Source organism: Leeuwenhoekiella palythoae (assembly GCF_900130045.1).
GTDB lineage: Bacteria > Bacteroidota > Bacteroidia > Flavobacteriales > Flavobacteriaceae > Leeuwenhoekiella > Leeuwenhoekiella palythoae.
Window position 1 is genome coordinate 294,267 of record NZ_FQXT01000001.1, and the last position, 17,704, is coordinate 311,970.

Sequence of the window (17,704 nt, forward strand, 5' to 3'; positions counted from 1 at the left end):
TGCAAATATCGTGAAGATATAGGCTTTTATAAAACACTCAAAATTGAAATGATGTAATTTTGAATTATGAATATAAAATTACTCTGCATAGGCAAAACCGATGATCACAATCTTGAGTCGCTAATTTTGGTTTACACCAATCGTTTAAAGCATTATGTGAATTTTGAGCTCGAAATTATTCCTGATCTCAAGAAAACTAAAAACCTTTCAGAAGAACAGCAAAAAGAAAAGGAAGGCGAACTTATATTAAACAAGATCACGCCTCAAGACCAACTGATTCTTTTAGACGAAAACGGAAAAGAGTTAAGCAGCGTAAAATTTGCAGATTATCTTCAAAAGAAAATGAACAGCGGCATCAAAACTTTAGTCTTTGTTATTGGTGGGCCTTATGGTTTTTCTGAAGCGGTTTATGCCAAAGCTCAAGGCAAAGTTTCTTTATCAAAAATGACCTTTTCGCATCAGATGATTCGGCTTTTTATCACGGAACAAATCTATCGTGGCTTTACGATTTTACGCAACGAACCTTATCACCATCGTTAAGACTTGGCACTTACAGGCACCCAAATTTCTTCTTCAGATTCTGGGTGCTCAGGCCCGTAGTATTTAGCTCCTAAACGCTCAAAATGCGCTCGATCATCAAGCTTATAATCAGATTGCGGTAACCACGTATCAAAAATATAGTTAGAAGTTTCTACAAATTTCTTTACCGGACCAACATGGGTGAATACAGCATAAAGTCCGCCGGCAATGATTTTGGTTTGCATTCCTTCGGGAACCAAATCAAAGGAAGTTACTTCAACTGCGGCCCAACGCTCAAATTCTGTTTCGCGATCAAAACGTTCAATATTCATCCCAAAAGGATAGACCTGCATCGAGTAAAAGCCGGAGTCTATTCTATTTTTCACTTCTTTGTGCCTACTCATAAAGTCTTTCCACAGTGCGGCAGTATCATCAAATGAAAGTGTAGTCGTCAAACATTTACCAATGATCTTTCGTGGCTCGATTTCAAGTAATTCTGGCTGCATTGAATAGAGTAGATTTTATGAATAAATTTTAAAAATAAGAATTCTTTAACCCATCGAAGAAAGAACAATGGTTATCCTTGGGAAAACTAATATTATGAAACCAAGAAAACTAATCAAGAGATTTTTCCTATTTACAAGTGCAATGCAAGTAGGTTATTATGCGGTAGTTTATGCCGATAAATATAAAGAAGATATTAAGCGTGTGATCAAGAGATCTTAGATTTACTCGGCAACCTCAAGTTCTAGTTCACGCTGTTTTTGTTGCTGTACGCGTTCTTCTTTTAATTTTTGACGCATTTGTTTAATGGTGAGCGTGCTTCCATCGTGGCTCCATCCCGGCGGCCCGAAGGCATACATAAACTTATGTTTCAGCTTTGGTGAGCGCTTCATATCCTTCCAAATATCCTTGTACTCGTGGGTTAATATAACTAAAGGATTGTAGCTGTCCGGAGATTTTGTCACGCCATATTCAATCTCTATTTCCTCATCGAGTTCTTTAAATGTACCAAACATACGATCGAAAATATTCAAGAATCCCCCGTGATTTTTGTCCATATATTCCAAATTTCGGGCGTGGTGCACTTGGTGCATCGTATGCGTATTGAAGATCTTATCAATAATGCCCAGCTTCGGTACATATTGTGAATGCAGCTGAAATTGCCATAAAGCTTCGATACCCAGACAGACCACGAGCATTTCCGGCGGAAAGCCTATAGCGACGATCCAAATATAGAATAAGGGTTTGTAAAAAATAGTAAACCAGCCGTTTCGTACCGCGGTACCCAAATTAAAATTCTCTGAAGAATGATGCACAATATGGGCTGCCCAAAAGAAACGAACCATATGGTTTTGTCGATGAAACCAGTAATATGAAAAGTCATCTGCCAGCTGACAAAGAATCCAGAAGTACCAGGCATAGCCAAAGGATTCCCACCCAAAAATATTGGTGCGTACACCATCAACCACCGGATTAAAAATATCGTAAACCCAATTGAACAAAAGAATAACCGTAACGGTCTTGATTAACGGAGCTATTAAAGTAGAGCCAATTCCCATCGTAAGGCTTGCTCCTAAATCCTTCCAGTGATAGAGTTCATCATTATCGTGATGCTTGCTGTAAGTAAGCTCCACGAGGATCAGGCCTAGAAAACATGGTACTCCGTAAATCAACGGGTTTGTAAAATCCATAAAGTTGGTTTACTCGATAATCGAGATTTATATTCTTGAAATGATTTCCAACGAAAATTCTCGATATATTATTGGAATTTCTGATGGAACACCTATTAAAATCAGGCGTTTGTTCCAAAAATAACCTTTAGAAGATACAAACCAAGAGAAATAAGGTTAAACCCCGAAAAATTGCGATAAATCGCCAAATTTGATCAGAAATTCACCAAAAACGAACTATTCTGAGCAGATTTAGAGCTTTTTGGCTTCTTCCCAAAACACATCCATCTCACGCAAAGTCATATCGCGTAATGCTTTATTATTCTCTTTTGCTTTTTGTTCTAAGTATTGAAAGCGCTTAATGAACTTCTTATTGGTGCGCTCCAGAGCACTTTCGGCATCTACTTTTAAAAACCGCGCGTAGTTGATCATAGAAAACATCACGTCACCAAATTCCGCTTCGATCTTCTCTTGATCTCTGGCTTCTACCTCTTCTTGCAGCTCTGCGAGCTCTTCCTGCAATTTCTCAAAAACCTGCTGTGGCTCTTCCCAATCAAACCCTACTCCGGCAACTTTATCTTGAATTCGGCTTGCTTTTACAAGAGCCGGCAAAGAACGCGGGACACCTTCTAAAACTGACTTTTTACCTTCTTTCAATTTTAGATTTTCCCAATTGCGCTTGACGTCCTCTTCGTTTTCGACAGCAACATCGCCATAAATATGAGGATGTCGCGAAATGAGTTTTTCGCAAATCCCGTTAGCGACATCAGCAATGTCAAAATCTTCGGTCTCACTTCCTATTTTGGCGTAGAATACAATGTGCAGCAGTAAATCGCCAAGCTCTTTTTTTACTTCCTCAAGATCATTATCAAGGATCGCATCGCCAAGCTCATAGGTTTCTTCAATTGTCAGGTGCCTAAGACTTTGTAAGGTTTGCTTGCGGTCCCAGGGGCACTGTTCCCGAAGTTCATTCATAATAGTTAGCAATCTGTCTATGGCTCTAAGCTGGCTTGCTCTGTTGTTCATAAGGCGTTTTTTTTCGATGCAATAGGTTGAAATAAAAAATCCTTCAGTAAAAGTACCGAAGGATTTGTATATTTTAGTTGTATTTGCGACTATTCTTCTTCGTCTGCTTTTGCAGGTTCAGCAGGCGCTTCAGCAGTTTCTAGTAAATCATTTGCTTGAAGCAAATTGTACCACTGAATCACTTTTTTCATATCGCTTGCATATACACGATCTTCATCAAAATTAGGCAGCACATCAAAAAAGTATGCTTCTAACTCATCTTTAGCAACCTTGTGGCTAATCGCCTTCTCGCCGTTTTCTTTTTCAGCAATTTTAGCAAAAACATCACGTAAAGGTGCCTCGCCATCTAAAGTATAAATAGAAATTTCTGAAAGCACACTCACATTATGACGCAATCCTACCGGTATTTTTTTTCCGTCAGTTAATGATTCTGCAATAAAACCAGAACGCGTTTGCGCTCGCAAATGATATAATCCCGGTTTTCCTGAAATTGAAACTATTTTATCTAAACTCATAGTATGTATTTTATCCTTAAACGGATTTTTAAGTGGTTTATTCTAATTTTAAAGGCGGCAAATATCTAGGCTCTTTTTGAATTTTCAAAATTTAAACCGCCTGCAACATCTTTTTTAACGTCCTTTTTTTACTGCCGGAAATCGCATACGGTAATCTGCATTCACTTTTCCTTTACTAATCCCGGCGAGTTTACTTTTAATAATGCGCTTTTTAAGACTGCTCAATTTATCAGTAAACAAGATTCCTTCAATATGATCATACTCGTGCTGAATCACGCGCGCAAGCAACCCATCAAATTCTTCAACGTACTCGTTAAAATCTTCATCTTGATATTTGATCTTGATGTTGGGACATCTAAACACATCTTCATTAATCCCGGGAATACTGAGACAACCTTCGCTAAAAGCCCATTCATCACCGGTTTCTTCTAAAATCTGCGGATTAATAAATGCTTTTTTGAATGTTTTTAAACGCTCTTGTTCCTCATCAGAAAGATCTTCGTCGTCTGCAAAAGGTGTCGCGTCAACTACAAATAATCTAATCGCTTTGCCTATTTGCGGAGCAGCAAGCCCCACGCCACTGGCGCCATACATAGTTTCAAACATATTGGCTACAAGCTCCTTTAGCTCAGGATAATCTTGAGGAATTTCTACTGCTTTTTTGCGTAAAACCGGATCGCCGTAAGCAACTATAGGTAAAATCATGTTCTTGTGTTTAGTATAAATTCAGCCTATTGATACAAATAGGTTTGAAGTATTATTGTTGCGCTGATCTCGTCAAGAAGCGCTTTATTTTTTCGTTGTTTTTTCTTCAAGCCGCTGTCAAGCATCGTTTGTGCAGCCATCTTTGAGGTAAACCGCTCATCTACTCTTTTAATTGGGATCGAAGTAATTTTTTCTAAGCTTTCGCGAAATTTTAAAATCTTGGTCTCCACGTGAGAGGCTTCGTTATTCATGCGCTTAGGCTCGCCAAGGAGAATGAGTTCGACGTTTTCTTCAGAAAAATACTTCTTAAGAAAATCAAGCAGGTCAGTCGTGTTTACTGTTGTTAAACCGGAAGCAATAAGCTGAAGCTCATCGGTCACTGCGATGCCCGTACGTTTGGTTCCAAAATCTAATGCCAGTATGCGACCCATTTTGCTCAATACTCAAGAGGTTTCTTCTATAACTTACAGAGGCTAAAATCGGTTGCCTAAAAGTTACCTGAACCTGCCTTAAAAATTTATTTTGGCAAAAATAAGATTTTAGATGCATATAGTATCAAAGGCCATAGTATTCTTTAGAACTTGAAAACCTCAGCATTAGATTTTGTGAATGCTGAATAAAGAAAACAAATGATGGTATTTTCGTTTTTTACACACGCCTAAACTATATTTGGAGCCGCAAAAATTTGGACTAATCAACAAAAACAAGTTTAGAATATGCAACAAGTTAAAAACCTTATTGAAGCAGCTTGGGAAGACAGATCGCTACTTTCAGATAAAGTAACTCAAGAAGCCATACGCGAAGTCATTGAGCTTATAGACGGCGGTACGCTGCGCGTTGCAGAACCTAAAGGTGACGACTGGCAGGTGAATGAATGGGTAAAAAAAGCAGTAGTGCTGTATTTCCCAATTCAAAAAATGGAAAAATTAGAAGTTGGTATTTTTGAATATCACGATAAAATGCCCCTTAAGAAAGGCTATCAGGATAAAGGAATTCGTGTAGTTCCTAATGCTGTTGCACGTCACGGAGCTTTTATTTCTAAGGGTGTGATTATGATGCCTAGTTATGTAAACATCGGTGCTTATGTAGACGAAGGTACTATGGTTGACACTTGGGCAACCGTAGGAAGCTGTGCACAAATCGGTAAAAATGTACACCTAAGTGGTGGTGTAGGAATCGGTGGTGTGCTAGAACCTTTACAGGCAGCTCCTGTGATCATCGAAGATAACGCATTTATAGGATCGCGATGTATCGTGGTTGAAGGCGTACGCGTGGGTAAAGAAGCGGTTCTTGGAGCCAATGTGGTACTTACTGCATCTACGAAGATCATTGACGTTACCGGAGATGAGCCTAAAGAAATGAAAGGTGCTGTGCCTCCAAGGTCTGTGGTGATCCCAGGTAGTTATACAAAGAAATTTGCTGCAGGAGAATACAATGTCCCTTGTGCATTGATCATAGGTACACGTAAAGAAAGTACTAATAAAAAGACGTCGCTTAACGACGCGCTACGTGAGTATGATGTAGCTGTGTAGTTTTCTAAATGCAGAAAATGAAAATATTAGTGATTCAGCAAAAGATGATAGGTGACGTTTTAACGTCATCTATCCTTTTTAGGGCCATACGTGAACAGTTTCCGGATGCTGAATTGCACTATTTAATTCAACCGCATACATTACCCGTGGTTGAAAACAATCCGTATATCGATCATTTCATTTTTGATCGTACCACCACCGACGCTAAGAATGTTAGCCTTGGTGCTTTTGCTAAATATATAACGGCGCAAAATTTTGATTACATCATTGATGTGTATTCAAAACTAGGTACTGCCTATTTATGTTTGCGAAGTAGCGCAAAAAGCATTGGTTATAGAAAGTGGTATACGCAGTTTGTATACAACCAAACCATCAGCTACCTCAAAGAACCAAAAACAAATGCTGGTCTGGCAATAGAAAACCGCATGCGTTTGCTTCAAGTATTGCCGGGAAAATTTCCTGATTCGCTAAAGCCAAAAATTTACCTTTCTGCGGAAGAAAAGCAAAACGCACTTCAGTTTTTGAAAGAGGCTGATGTAAATCTTCAAGCTCCGGTTTATATGATAGGACTGTTAGGAAGCAGTGCTTCAAAAACCTATCCTCTAGAATATCTCGCTGAACTCTTGAATGTTCTAATTACCGAAGAACCCGAAGCTCAAATTCTGCTTAATTATATTCCGAATCAAAAAGAGGAGGTCAACACATTTTTATCGAATTGCAGCACAGCATTAAAAAGCAATATTTTTGCTAACGTTTATGCGAAAAACTTACGTGATTTTATTGCAGTTTTAGCTCACTGTAAAGCTTTGATAGGTAATGAAGGTGGCGCTGTGAATATGGCAAAAGCGCTTGATGTGCCTACGTTTGCCATTTTTTCTCCTTGGATTGCTAAAGACGCTTGGGCCTTGTATGAAGATGATAGCAATGTCGCAGTACATCTTAACGATTTTAAACCAGAATTCTTTCAGAAGAAATCAAATAAGCACCTAAGAAAAGAATCTGAAATGTTGTATCAGCAGTTTTCTCCAGAGCTGATTAAACCGCAGCTGGCTACGTTTCTTAGGAATCTTTCTTGATGCCAAATGGCGTGTAGGTCTTACGCTGCAGTTTGGTTTCCTTTCTAATCGCAGCATTCTTAACAAGCATTTCTTCCTTTACATAACCTCGAGCGTGATCAAGATGCACGCAAACCGCGCTATAACGTATTTGCTTAGATTTTAAACCCTTATTAAAGAGGCGTTCACCCAACTCGCGATCTTCTCCCCCATATTGCATACGCTCATCAAAACCATTAACTGCTAGTATATCTTGTTTCCAGCCGCTTGCGTTATGACCATTCCAGGTAGGTTTAGTTGGCGTGACCAGATTGAGTAATTTTGATTCAAAAGTTCCTGCAGATAGCTTTTTATTTTTTATGGAATCCTTCAATCCTTGCGCTTTAAGCCATTTGAGATCAAAACAGTGCTGTTTCTTTATATCCTCTTGCGTGATCGCCTGAGAAATAGACATGGGCAGTTTAAAATATCCGCCGGAAAGAAAATATCCAGGTTCTTTATGTTTTAAATGTACCTGAACAAAATTGGCCTTCGGAATACAGTCTCCGTCTGACATTAAGATATATTCTGCGCTGCATGCTTCAACCGCCTTATTTAGAATAATCGTTTTTCTGAAGCCGATATCTTCGTGCCACACGTGAATTATTGGTCGGTCGAATAATGGTGATAATTGTGCTATCGCTTCTTTTGTTTCCACACCAGAACCGTCATCTGCAATTACTATTTCAAAATCTTTAAAATCTTGATACGCGTATCCCCATAAGGTTTTCTTTAACCATTCAACGGAGTTATACGTGCTAATAATTATAGACACTTCAGGTTTTTGCTTCATAAATCAAAGAAAACAAATTTTATGTTAAAACCATATTTTAATTAGCTTTACGCAACACTTTTAGATGGAAAAACTCACAGCGATCATACCTGTTTTCAATGAGGCGCATCATATTGAAGCCGCTATTCAATCGGTTTTATTTGCTGATGAGATTTTAATCGTAGATTCATTCAGTACTGATGAAACGCTAAGCATTGCCAAAAAATTTCCTGTAAAAATTCTTCAGCGTGAATATGAGTATTCTGCATCTCAAAAAAATTGGGCGATACCGCAAGCAACCCATAACTGGATTTTTATTTTAGATGCTGACGAACGTGTCACACCACAATTGCAAGAAGAAATTCAGCAAATACTTAGCAATCCGCCTCAAGATCTTGTGGGCTATTGGGTCTATCGCAACAATCATTTTATACATAAAAAAATCAAGTACAGCGGTTGGCAAAATGATAAGGTGATTCGGCTTTTTAAAAAAGACTTTTGCCGTTATAAAGACCAGCACGTTCACGCCGAGATCAGCACCACCGGGAAGCTTGATTATTTACAACATACGCTACAACATTATAGTTTTAACTCTATCCAGCAGTTTACGGCAAAACTCAATAAATATGCGGTGTGGCAAGCTAAAGATTACGATGCACGTACCGGAAAATTGACGCCTTATCATTTTATAGGTAAACCCGTGTGGCGCTTTATCAAACATTATGTGATCCAACAAGGGTTTAGAGATGGCGTTCCCGGTTTGACCATAAGCTATCTACAGGCGTACGCGGTTTTTATGCGTTACGTAAATCTCTGGATTCTTAGAAATTCAAAGAAAACCTGAGTTATTTCTTCCAGAATTTCACCTTCTTTTTAAAGGCTTGTTTTTTGGCAAAATGATTTTGGAAATCCTCTGTAGCTTTCCACATAGCGGCTTTAGTTTGCCCCATATCGTAGTTTCCTACTCGGGCATATTCTTCGGCCATAATATCCACCATTTCTTTTTTCGGAGTCAATCGCGCAAAATTCTGAATACGCGTTTCAAAATCAAGCGGCTTGAATTCCATTCTATTTAGATCAACCAAATAAAACTCGTAGCCATTTTCAGTAATGACGATCAATGTATTTCCGGCAGAATGGTCAAGAAAATGAATCTGCTTTTCGTGCATTTCATAGGTAAACCGCGTAAATGCTTTTAAGATTTCAATACGATCGGGAAAATGCTCCTCGTTAATCAAAGTTCTAAATGTGGCATCAGCATTCACCAGCTTACACGCATAAAAACTCTTTCCAAACAAGAGACCGTTTGAAGCGATGCCATACCCAATGGGAAACGGAGTCAAAACACCCAGATCAAGCAATTTACACGCATATTCATACGAGCGCTGGGCTTTAGATTTTCTAAAATACTGGTAAGCGATTTTATTCACAAAATTAGGCACCTTGAATGCCTTGATAGTGATCTGAGTATCGTCTAGATCAAAAATTTTAATTTGATTACGGTTGCCGTCTGCAAGAATTTTTCCTTCCTGCTCAAAATTCAAAAAGAACTCCTTTAGTTTTAAAAGATTACTTTTGACCGATTTGTGAACTGTGACTTTCATGAAGAAATTTAGAGTGTAAAAGTAGTTTTAATAAAACAAGTTCTCAAAAGCAAGGCAAAGAATGAAACAGATTTTTCTAGAATCTCATAATATAAAAAATCAATTTTCGGGGTTAGGGCAGTTTAACTATCACTTGATCAAGGGTTTTTATCAGAATGCACAAAGCGATTTTAAATTTACCTTGCACAGCAATATTTCGGCAAAACTAAAAAGTGAATTTGGTACTCATTTTGACTATCAGCATTATTTTTCCTTTACACGTTATAAAGCATTACGGCTTCCTTTTAAATATGATCTCTGGCATTCTTTAAATCAAAATACTAAAGTAGAGCCACGTTTTAAAATGCCGTATGTTCTTACTGTTCACGATGTGCATTTTGCTGAAGGGCCCGATAGTACAGACAAAACTGCTCGTATAAAACGTTTTGAAGCAAAGCTGAAACGCGCCGACGCCTTAGTCTATATCTCGAAGTTTGCGCGCCAAGCCACACAGCAATGTTTTGATACTTCAGATAAGCCTGAATATGTGATTTACAATGGCAACCCGATGCTTGACACTTCGATTCCTGAAGATTTTATTCCTGATACAGCACCAAAAAAACCTTATTTATTCACTATTGGCGAGTTTACTGCACGAAAGAATTTTCATGCCTTGATTGATATGCTTCAGCATTTACCTGATTATGAACTTATCATTGCCGGAAATTCTGACCGCCCTTATACCGAAAAAATAAAAGAGACTATCTCAAAAAACAAGTTGCAGAACCGTGTTTACCTTCCCGGTAAGATTTCTGAAATGGAAAAAAAATACCATTTAAAAAATAGTGCGGCTTTTGTTTTTCCATCGTTAAAAGAAGGCTTTGGAATTCCTATAATCGAAGCTTTACGTTATGGCACTCCAGTTATTACTTCAAACAACACTTCGCTTCCTGAAGTCGGTGGTGATTTTGCTACCTATTGGGAGCATTATGACCCTAAATATATGGCTGAGAAAGTTCTTGAAGGTATTGCAAATTTTCAGGATCAAAGCGTGATCAATGCCGGGATCTCGCACGCAAAATCATTTAATTGGAACGCCACTGCAAAAGAGTATCTAAATGTTTACAGATCGGTCTTAAACAAATAACTTTGCACAACTAATTTGGGACGCCATGGCTATGAAAAAATACGATCAAAATATTCTCAACGAAGTAAATGAATCTCTTGGTGTGTTGAAACGCGGTGGTTTGTTGCTGTACCCAACAGATACGGTCTGGGGCATTGGTTGCGACGCCACAAACGCTAATGCTATCGATAAAATTTACGCACTTAAAAAGCGTAAGGAAAGTAAAGCCCTAATCTGCCTGGTAAGTGATATGAAAATGCTCAATCAGTTTGTTGAGGAAATACCGGAGGTTGCTTATAACATCTTAAAATATGCATCCCAACCCACCACAATTATCTATGATAAGCCTATTAGAATAGCTGAAAATCTTTTGGGGGAAGATAACACTTTGGGAATTCGTATTGTTCAAGACGAATTTTGCCGAACACTGATTAAAAAACTAGGTAAACCTTTAGTTTCTACTTCGGCTAATATTAGTGGCGAAAAAACGCCTATGCGCTACCCTGAAATAAGCCAACCAATTTTGGAAGGAGTGGACTATATCGTAAATTTGCAACGCAAACATTTGTCGACCAAATCTTCAACGATCATTAAGTTGAGTAATGACGGTCAGGTCAAGATTTTACGTAAATAATACTCCATGCCAGTTCCTAATTTTCCGGAAGCTTTAAAGCCGAAAATCTTTGAGGTGATTACTCAAGCTTCGGAAGAATTAAACCTTGAAACCTATGTGATAGGTGGTTACGTTCGCGATTTTCTTTTAAAAAGAGGTTCCGCAAAAGATATTGATATTGTTGCCGTAGGTAGCGGTATCGAACTTGCCGAAAAAGTGGCTTCCCTTCTACCTCATAAACCTAAAGTTCAGGTTTTTAAAACGTATGGAACCGCCATGTTGCGGGACGGTGATATTGAAGTCGAGTTTGTAGGCGCACGCAAAGAATCTTACAACGAAAACAGCCGCAATCCTGTGGTTGAAAATGGCAGTCTCGAAGATGATCAAAACCGTCGAGATTTTACGATAAACGCGTTGGCTTTAAGTCTTAACAAAAACACTTTAGGAGACCTTATTGATCCTTTTGATGGGATTGTAGATCTTGAACGTGAGATCATAAGAACACCGCTTGATCCAGATATAACCTACAGTGATGACCCGCTGCGTATGATGCGTGCGATACGGTTTGCCACTCAACTCGATTTTACGATCGAACGCAAATCACTCGAAGCGATCTCGGCTAATAAAGACCGCATAAAGATCATCACTAAAGAGCGTATTGTAGACGAATTGCATAAAATTATGCTGAGTAAAACACCTTCTAAAGGTTTTTTACTGCTCGAAAAAACAGGATTACTGCCTTACATTCTTCCGGAATTGACTGCACTAAAAGGCATTGAAGAAAAAGAAGGTCAAAAGCATAAAGACAATTTTTACCACACGCTAGAAGTGGTTGATAATATTTCTGAAAATACTGAAGATCTATGGTTGCGTTGGGCTGCGCTGCTTCACGATATTGGTAAAGCGCCTACAAAACGTTTTCATAAAAAAATTGGTTGGACGTTTCACGGGCACGAATTTGTGGGTTCTAAAATGGTTTTTAAACTTTTTAAACGTTTAAAAATGCCATTGAATGAAAAAATGAAATTCGTTCAAAAATTAGTTTTGATGAGTTCGCGACCCATCGTTATCGCCGAAGATTTTGTCACTGATAGTGCGGTACGTCGTCTTATTTTTGATGCCGGCGATTATCTGGAATCGTTGATGACGCTTTGCGAGGCAGACATTACGACTAAAAATCCAAAGCGCTACCGAAAATACCATAACAACTTTAAAACGGTGCGACAAAAGATCGAAGAAGTTGAGGAGCGTGATCACGTGCGTAATTTTCAACCACCGGTAAGTGGTGAAGAAATTATGAGCACATTCGACTTACAACCTTCAAAGGAAATCGGGATCATCAAAGAAGCGATTAAAGAAGCGATTCTTGAAGGAGAGATCTCTAATGAATATGAAGCCGCCCACGCCTTTATGTTGAAAAAAGGCAAAGAGTTAGGTCTGGAAGCTGTAAAAAGTTAATTATTCAATACGTTTAAAATCGTGTATAGAAAATCTATAATTGTTGCTCTGGTTCTGATTTATCTGGTTATAATCGCCGGAGCTGTAGTACGAATGACTGGCAGCGGAATGGGTTGCCCTGACTGGCCAAAGTGTTTTGGGTACATCATTCCTCCTACTTCTGAAACTGAATTAGAATGGACTCCCGGAAGAACCTATGAAAAGGGTCAGGTGATCATTGTTGAAGAAACCTTACGCGTGGCAAAGTCAGATTTCACTACTACTGAAACCTTCAACCCTCAAAATTGGAACGGTTACGAAAAACACGATTATGCCATTTTTAATCCGTGGCATACGTGGATTGAGTATATCAATCGCCTATGTGGAGCGCTCGCCGGATTGGCATTTTTAGTGATGTTAGGTGCAGCAATTTTTAAAGAACGTAAGCGTAAGCGCATCTTACTCTCCCTTTTTGCAGTATTCCTCATCGGTTTTCAAGGATGGGTTGGAGCAACTGTGGTTTACTCTGTGCTTTCTCCCGTGCGCATCACGATTCATATGGTGATCGCCCTGCTCCTTGTGGCGCTATTGATTTATATGCTCTATGAATCATCTAAAATCAAACATAGGTATACGTTTGACAAGGCGTTTAGAAATGGGATGAGTATCGCTATTGTACTTACAATGACCCAGATTATACTGGGTACTCAGGTACGGCAGCATATTGATGAGCAAGTAGATCTTGTAGGCTATGCTGCAAAAAGTTTGTGGCTAGATAATCCTGAAATCACTTTTTACATTCACCGCTCCTTCTCTATTATCGTATTTCTCTTGAATGCGTGGTTGTTTATACGCACTAGAAAATTGAATCTAGGACACCGCAGTTTCAATTGGGTGGTTCTTTTAATTTTAATCGAAATTGCGACCGGAGTATTGATGAATTATTTTGAATTTCCATTTTTGACGCAGCCGATACATTTGGTTGTCGCTTCGGTTTTATTCGGAATTCAATTCTATATTCTGCTTACAGCAACCCGAAAAGAAAAAAGTATAGAACTAGCTTAAGCTTTCGGCTAAATTGTATATTCGCCGCCCTTTTTTAGATAAACTATCTAGGGCTATCTTATGAGGCATTGCTTGAAAGCGAGTTTTCAATTTCGAGTCGTCATTGAGATATAAGAAAGAATAAGTAAACCCTTTGACGGTTGCAACAAAAAAGCTTTTGGCTGAAAATCTTGAAATTTGCTCATTTTTTTTCGGCCTGTATATTTAAAAAACACACTTAATAATTAAGAAAATAGATTTTAGTTATTTACTGCTATTACCTATTTTGAAGTTATAAATTTGCCTAAAAATTAGATTATGATTTATCGTTTCCGCGTCATCCTGGATACTGAAGAAGATATCTTCAGAGACATTGAAATCGAACAGCAAGCCACTTGCGAAGATTTTCATAATACCATCACGCAAAGTTTTGGATTTGACGGCACCGAGATGGCTTCTTTTTACATCAGTGATGATGAGTGGCGTCAGGGCGAAGAAATTCCGCTATTTGATATGAGCGAGTCTGATTTGCCCTTGCGTATGATGAATGAGACCTTGCTCGAAGATGTTCTTTCAGAAGATCAAACGCGTCTAATCTACGTGTATGACTTTTTAAATTTGTGGACGTTTTTTGTTGAATTGGCTGAAATTGCAGAACCTCAGGACGGAGTTTCTTACCCTAATTTGATGTATGTACACGGTCAGATTCCTGCAGAAGCGCCACCGGCAGATTTTTCTGGAGACGAAGATGATTTTGATGAGGACGACCCTTTTGCTGATGATGACGATGATTACGATATTGAAGATTATGAAGGTCTCGACTTTGATGAAAACTGGAATTAAGGGCAATTTCTATTAGATTTTACACCCATACATTTCCCTTTTTAGCTTCTAAAATCTAAACAAACACCACAATGATCAACTTATATTCGGCTCAGATCGAGTCGCTTTCCATACATAGAATTGGCAACAAAAGCCGTAATGAAGGTGCTTTTTTATCTAAAGAACGGTATCACCTCAACGATGAGATCACCCCATTGATTAAGGAGTTTTTCTTTAAACCTTTTCGGGATAAAGAAGAGAATTATTACCAGTTTGTACACGAAGCTGACTTAGAATTTCACTCGTTATCTAACCTTGCTGCTTCGCTTTTTAACGATCCCAGACAATCTCACGAGATTTCTATTGAGATCGCTAAATTATTGTACGAGCAATCCAGTCATCCGCATATTAAACCTGGTGAGGTTTATGTTGCGCATATTGAAAATGCGATGATGGATAATGAAAAGGTTGATGCTATTGGTATTTTTAAATCTGAGCTTAAACAAGATTTTCTGCAGTTTCAAGAAGGAGAAACCAACCTGCAAATGCATCTGGAACAAGGTGTGAACCTGAGCAAACTAGACAAAGGTTGCCTCATTTTTAATAAGAATGCTGAAAACGGTTACAAGATTCTTTCTATAGACTCCAACCGATATGATACTAAATACTGGCTCGAAAATTTCTTAGGCGTTGACATTCTCGCTGATGAAAACTTCTACACCAAAAAGTACTTAAAGTTCTGTCAGGATTTTGCCAAAGACGTGGTGTTGCCTGCTGAAGATAAAAAAGAAGAAGTGATGTTCATGAATCGCGCGGTGAATCATTTTGCCAAAAATGACGAGTTTGTAGAGCAAAACTTTATGAATGAAGTAATGGAAAATCCGGCGCTGATTCCTGAGTTCAATAATTATAAAATGGAGAAAGCGCCTAAATATAAAATTGAAGATCTAACTACATTTCCTATTTCAAACACTGCCGTTAGTGGTGCACGCAAACGCATTAAAAGTGTAATCGAGCTCGACACTAACGTTCAGATCAAGCTAGATTTTGTGAACCCTGAAAGTGCTGAGAAGTTCGTAGAAAAAGGTTGGGATGAAGAACGCCAGATGTACTATTATCTGGTTTATTTCAATAAAGAACAAAAGAGTTAAACTACTTATAAAATTCTTAACTTAAAAAGCCGAATCATTACGATTCGGCTTTTGTGTTTTATAATTATCCCAGTTCCTTTACCTGCTCTTGATAACTTTTAATACGGTCGCGTAGTTTCGCAGCTTCCATAAAGTCGAGTTCTTTTGCTGCTGCTTCCATTTGCTTGCGTGTATCTCGTATGAGCTGCTCTAATTTAGGTTTACTCATATACGCAGTATCGGGCTCGGCGGCCATATACGTCAGCTCTTCAGCCTCAAACTTAAACTTCTCTTTTTTGGCAAGAGCATTATCTAAGGACTTCTTAATTGCCATTGGTTTAAGACCGTGCTCTTCATTGTAGGCTATCTGTTTCTGACGACGATACTCTGAAGCATCTATGGTTTCTTGCATACTCTGCGTGATCTTATCTGCATACATTATCGCCAGACCATTGATATTTCGAGCTGCACGACCAATGGTTTGCGTTAAGGATCTATTGCTACGCAGAAAGCCTTCCTTATCAGCATCCAGAATGGCTACCAGAGAAACTTCTGGAAGGTCCAAGCCTTCTCTTAAAAGGTTCACTCCTACCAAAACATCAAAAATTCCCTTACGCAGGTCAGACATAATTTCTACACGTTCTAATGTATCTACATCAGAGTGAATGTAGCGCGTTCTGATATCCACACGGGTCAGATATTTGGTCAATTCTTCGGCCATACGCTTGGTAAGCGTGGTGACTAGAGTACGCTCATCTTTTTCTACGCGCTTCTGAATTTCTTCGATCAAATCATCGATCTGATTCAAACTTGGGCGCACTTCAACCACCGGATCTAGCAGGCCTGTTGGTCTAATAATTTGCTCTACATAGGTTCCTTCAGACTTTTGTAGTTCATAATCAGCGGGAGTCGCACTCACATAAATCACTTGATTCTGCAACGCCTCAAACTCTTCAAATTTCAACGGACGGTTGTCCATCGCAGCCGGAAGCCTGAATCCGTATTCTACCAGATTTTCCTTACGGCTTCGGTCGCCACCGTACATTGCGCTAACTTGAGAAACCGTTACGTGACTTTCGTCAACGACCATCAGATAATCATCAGGAAAATAATCCAGTAGGCAGAAGGGTCGCGTACCCGGTTCTCTTCCATCTAAATAGCGAGAATAGTTCTCGATACCGCTACAATACCCCAATTCTCTGATCATTTCGAGGTCAAAATTGGTTCGTTCTTCCAAACGTTTGGCCTCTAGATGCTTTCCTATTTCCTTAAAATAATCTACCTGCTTGACCATATCAAAACCGATCTGATCTATGGCGTTTTGCAACACATCCGGACTCGTAACGAACATATTTGCCGGATAAATATTCAAACGATCGTACTTCTCTAAAACCTCGTTGGTCGTCACATCAAAAGCTTCGATCTCTTCGATCTCATCACCAAAAAAATGCACTCTAAATGCGTGATCATCATATCCCGGGAAAATATCAACCGTATCTCCTTTTATGCGGAAATTTCCGCGGTTAAATTCTGCTGTGGTTCTACTGTAGAGACTTTGAACCAATCGTTTTAAAAGCTGCGTTCGTGAGATCACCATATCACGCTCCAAAGCGATCACGTTCTTTTGAAATTCCACAGGGTTCCCGATACCGTACAAGCAAGAAACCGAAGCCACTACGATAATGTCCCGACGTCCGGAAAGTAAAGACGAAGTGGTGCTCAAACGCAGTTTTTCGATCTCTTCATTGATCGACAGATCTTTCTCAATATATGTTCCTGAAGTTGGGATATACGCTTCCGGTTGGTAATAATCGTAATAGGAAACAAAATACTCAACCGCATTATTCGGAAAAAACGCTTTAAACTCACTATACAACTGTGCCGCCAAGGTTTTATTATGAGCCAAAACCAAGGTTGGTTTCTGTACTTCCTGCAACACATTAGCCACCGTAAAGGTTTTACCACTACCCGTTACCCCTAACAAGGTCTGATAGCGTTCGCCGGCATCAATGCCTCCCACCAATTGCTCGATCGCACTAGGTTGATCTCCCGTTGGTTTAAATTCTGATTGTATATTGAATTTCAAAATATATCTGATTTGCGTGCTTGAATG

General features: G+C 39.0%; 19 protein-coding genes. 10 read left to right on the plus strand and 9 right to left on the minus strand.

All coding sequences use genetic code 11. The features are described from left to right. Window positions 1–66: 66 nt before the first annotated feature. A complete protein-coding gene (rlmH, locus tag BUA96_RS01285; RefSeq protein ID WP_072979526.1) occupies window positions 67–540 on the plus strand; it encodes a 23S rRNA (pseudouridine(1915)-N(3))-methyltransferase RlmH in 474 nt (157 codons plus the stop codon). Here the strand turns inward: rlmH and BUA96_RS01290 are convergent. The 6 genes from BUA96_RS01290 to ruvX form a co-directional block, all read right to left on the minus strand. Continuing rightward, a complete protein-coding gene (locus BUA96_RS01290; protein ID WP_072979528.1) occupies window positions 537–1,025 on the minus strand; it encodes a GyrI-like domain-containing protein in 489 nt (162 codons plus the stop codon). The genes rlmH and BUA96_RS01290 overlap by 4 nt on opposite strands. Before the next feature lie 222 nt (window positions 1,026–1,247). Further along, window positions 1,248–2,213 (minus strand): sterol desaturase family protein, encoded by a 966-nt coding sequence (locus BUA96_RS01295; protein ID WP_072979530.1) that lies wholly within the window; start codon window positions 2,211–2,213, stop codon window positions 1,248–1,250. A 231-nt stretch (window positions 2,214–2,444) separates the two neighbouring features. Further along, complete coding sequence (gene mazG / locus BUA96_RS01300) at window positions 2,445–3,218, minus strand: nucleoside triphosphate pyrophosphohydrolase (protein WP_072979532.1); 774 nt, start codon at window positions 3,216–3,218, stop codon at window positions 2,445–2,447. Between the two features lie 89 nt (window positions 3,219–3,307). Then, entirely contained in the window at window positions 3,308–3,733 is a 426-nt protein-coding gene (locus tag BUA96_RS01305) for a DUF5606 family protein (protein WP_072979534.1), read from the minus strand. Window positions 3,734–3,847: 114 nt separating this feature from the next. Continuing rightward, the gene (gene def / locus BUA96_RS01310) at window positions 3,848–4,438 is read right to left on the minus strand and encodes a peptide deformylase (RefSeq protein WP_072979536.1); all 591 of its coding nucleotides are present in this window, start codon (window positions 4,436–4,438) and stop codon (window positions 3,848–3,850) included. 26 nt (window positions 4,439–4,464) lie between these two features. Beyond that, entirely contained in the window at window positions 4,465–4,869 is a 405-nt protein-coding gene (gene ruvX, locus BUA96_RS01315) for a Holliday junction resolvase RuvX (protein ID WP_072979538.1), read from the minus strand. Window positions 4,870–5,154: 285 nt separating this feature from the next. On the opposite strand from ruvX, the gene BUA96_RS01320 reads away from it, so the two are divergent. Both BUA96_RS01320 and BUA96_RS01325 read left to right on the plus strand, forming a co-directional pair. After that, complete coding sequence (locus tag BUA96_RS01320; protein ID WP_072979540.1) at window positions 5,155–5,970, plus strand: 2,3,4,5-tetrahydropyridine-2,6-dicarboxylate N-succinyltransferase; 816 nt, start codon at window positions 5,155–5,157, stop codon at window positions 5,968–5,970. 17 nt (window positions 5,971–5,987) lie between these two features. After that, window positions 5,988–7,046, plus strand: a complete 1,059-nt coding sequence (locus tag BUA96_RS01325) for a glycosyltransferase family 9 protein (RefSeq protein ID WP_072979542.1) — start codon at window positions 5,988–5,990, stop codon at window positions 7,044–7,046. Here the strand turns inward: BUA96_RS01325 and BUA96_RS01330 are convergent. Further along, window positions 7,030–7,857, minus strand: coding sequence for a glycosyltransferase family 2 protein (locus BUA96_RS01330; protein WP_072979544.1), 828 nt, complete (start codon window positions 7,855–7,857; stop codon window positions 7,030–7,032). The genes BUA96_RS01325 and BUA96_RS01330 overlap by 17 nt on opposite strands. Window positions 7,858–7,921: 64 nt before the next feature. On the opposite strand from BUA96_RS01330, the gene BUA96_RS01335 reads away from it, so the two are divergent. Then, window positions 7,922–8,680, plus strand: a complete 759-nt coding sequence (locus tag BUA96_RS01335) for a glycosyltransferase family 2 protein (protein ID WP_072979546.1) — start codon at window positions 7,922–7,924, stop codon at window positions 8,678–8,680. Between the two features lies 1 nt (window position 8,681). On the opposite strand, the gene BUA96_RS01340 is transcribed toward BUA96_RS01335, so the two are convergent. After that, the gene (locus tag BUA96_RS01340) at window positions 8,682–9,440 is read right to left on the minus strand and encodes a Kdo domain containing protein (protein WP_072979548.1); all 759 of its coding nucleotides are present in this window, start codon (window positions 9,438–9,440) and stop codon (window positions 8,682–8,684) included. A gap of 61 nt (window positions 9,441–9,501) precedes the next feature. Between BUA96_RS01340 and BUA96_RS01345 the strand changes: the two genes are divergently transcribed. From BUA96_RS01345 to BUA96_RS01370, 6 genes are all read left to right on the plus strand, one after another. Beyond that, complete coding sequence (locus BUA96_RS01345) at window positions 9,502–10,566, plus strand: glycosyltransferase family 4 protein (protein WP_072979550.1); 1,065 nt, start codon at window positions 9,502–9,504, stop codon at window positions 10,564–10,566. A 25-nt stretch (window positions 10,567–10,591) separates the two neighbouring features. Then, entirely contained in the window at window positions 10,592–11,179 is a 588-nt protein-coding gene (locus BUA96_RS01350) for an L-threonylcarbamoyladenylate synthase (protein ID WP_072979552.1), read from the plus strand. A gap of 6 nt (window positions 11,180–11,185) precedes the next feature. After that, on the plus strand, window positions 11,186–12,616 hold the full coding sequence (locus BUA96_RS01355) for a CCA tRNA nucleotidyltransferase (RefSeq protein WP_072979554.1): 1,431 nt from the start codon (window positions 11,186–11,188) through the stop codon (window positions 12,614–12,616). A gap of 21 nt (window positions 12,617–12,637) precedes the next feature. Beyond that, entirely contained in the window at window positions 12,638–13,660 is a 1,023-nt protein-coding gene (locus BUA96_RS01360) for a COX15/CtaA family protein (RefSeq protein WP_072979556.1), read from the plus strand. Window positions 13,661–13,957: 297 nt separating this feature from the next. Next, the gene (locus tag BUA96_RS01365) at window positions 13,958–14,482 is read left to right on the plus strand and encodes an IS1096 element passenger TnpR family protein (RefSeq protein ID WP_072979558.1); all 525 of its coding nucleotides are present in this window, start codon (window positions 13,958–13,960) and stop codon (window positions 14,480–14,482) included. 71 nt (window positions 14,483–14,553) lie between these two features. Further along, a complete protein-coding gene (locus tag BUA96_RS01370) occupies window positions 14,554–15,612 on the plus strand; it encodes a nucleoid-associated protein (RefSeq protein ID WP_072979560.1) in 1,059 nt (352 codons plus the stop codon). Window positions 15,613–15,676: 64 nt separating this feature from the next. On the opposite strand, the gene uvrB is transcribed toward BUA96_RS01370, so the two are convergent. After that, a complete protein-coding gene (gene uvrB, locus BUA96_RS01375) occupies window positions 15,677–17,677 on the minus strand; it encodes an excinuclease ABC subunit UvrB (protein WP_072979562.1) in 2,001 nt (666 codons plus the stop codon). Window positions 17,678–17,704 lie beyond the last annotated feature (27 nt).

Coding starts and splice junctions, on each gene's coding strand:
- rlmH (WP_072979526.1), top strand. CDS start 67: ATGAATATAAAATTACTCTGCATAGGCAAAACCGATGATCACAATCTT.
- BUA96_RS01290 (WP_072979528.1), bottom strand. CDS start 1,025: ATGCAGCCAGAATTACTTGAAATCGAGCCACGAAAGATCATTGGTAAA.
- BUA96_RS01295 (WP_072979530.1), bottom strand. CDS start 2,213: ATGGATTTTACAAACCCGTTGATTTACGGAGTACCATGTTTTCTAGGC.
- mazG (WP_072979532.1), bottom strand. CDS start 3,218: ATGAACAACAGAGCAAGCCAGCTTAGAGCCATAGACAGATTGCTAACT.
- BUA96_RS01305 (WP_072979534.1), bottom strand. CDS start 3,733: ATGAGTTTAGATAAAATAGTTTCAATTTCAGGAAAACCGGGATTATAT.
- def (WP_072979536.1), bottom strand. CDS start 4,438: ATGATTTTACCTATAGTTGCTTACGGCGATCCGGTTTTACGCAAAAAA.
- ruvX (WP_072979538.1), bottom strand. CDS start 4,869: ATGGGTCGCATACTGGCATTAGATTTTGGAACCAAACGTACGGGCATC.
- BUA96_RS01320 (WP_072979540.1), top strand. CDS start 5,155: ATGCAACAAGTTAAAAACCTTATTGAAGCAGCTTGGGAAGACAGATCG.
- BUA96_RS01325 (WP_072979542.1), top strand. CDS start 5,988: ATGAAAATATTAGTGATTCAGCAAAAGATGATAGGTGACGTTTTAACG.
- BUA96_RS01330 (WP_072979544.1), bottom strand. CDS start 7,857: ATGAAGCAAAAACCTGAAGTGTCTATAATTATTAGCACGTATAACTCC.
- BUA96_RS01335 (WP_072979546.1), top strand. CDS start 7,922: ATGGAAAAACTCACAGCGATCATACCTGTTTTCAATGAGGCGCATCAT.
- BUA96_RS01340 (WP_072979548.1), bottom strand. CDS start 9,440: ATGAAAGTCACAGTTCACAAATCGGTCAAAAGTAATCTTTTAAAACTA.
- BUA96_RS01345 (WP_072979550.1), top strand. CDS start 9,502: ATGAAACAGATTTTTCTAGAATCTCATAATATAAAAAATCAATTTTCG.
- BUA96_RS01350 (WP_072979552.1), top strand. CDS start 10,592: ATGGCTATGAAAAAATACGATCAAAATATTCTCAACGAAGTAAATGAA.
- BUA96_RS01355 (WP_072979554.1), top strand. CDS start 11,186: ATGCCAGTTCCTAATTTTCCGGAAGCTTTAAAGCCGAAAATCTTTGAG.
- BUA96_RS01365 (WP_072979558.1), top strand. CDS start 13,958: ATGATTTATCGTTTCCGCGTCATCCTGGATACTGAAGAAGATATCTTC.
- BUA96_RS01370 (WP_072979560.1), top strand. CDS start 14,554: ATGATCAACTTATATTCGGCTCAGATCGAGTCGCTTTCCATACATAGA.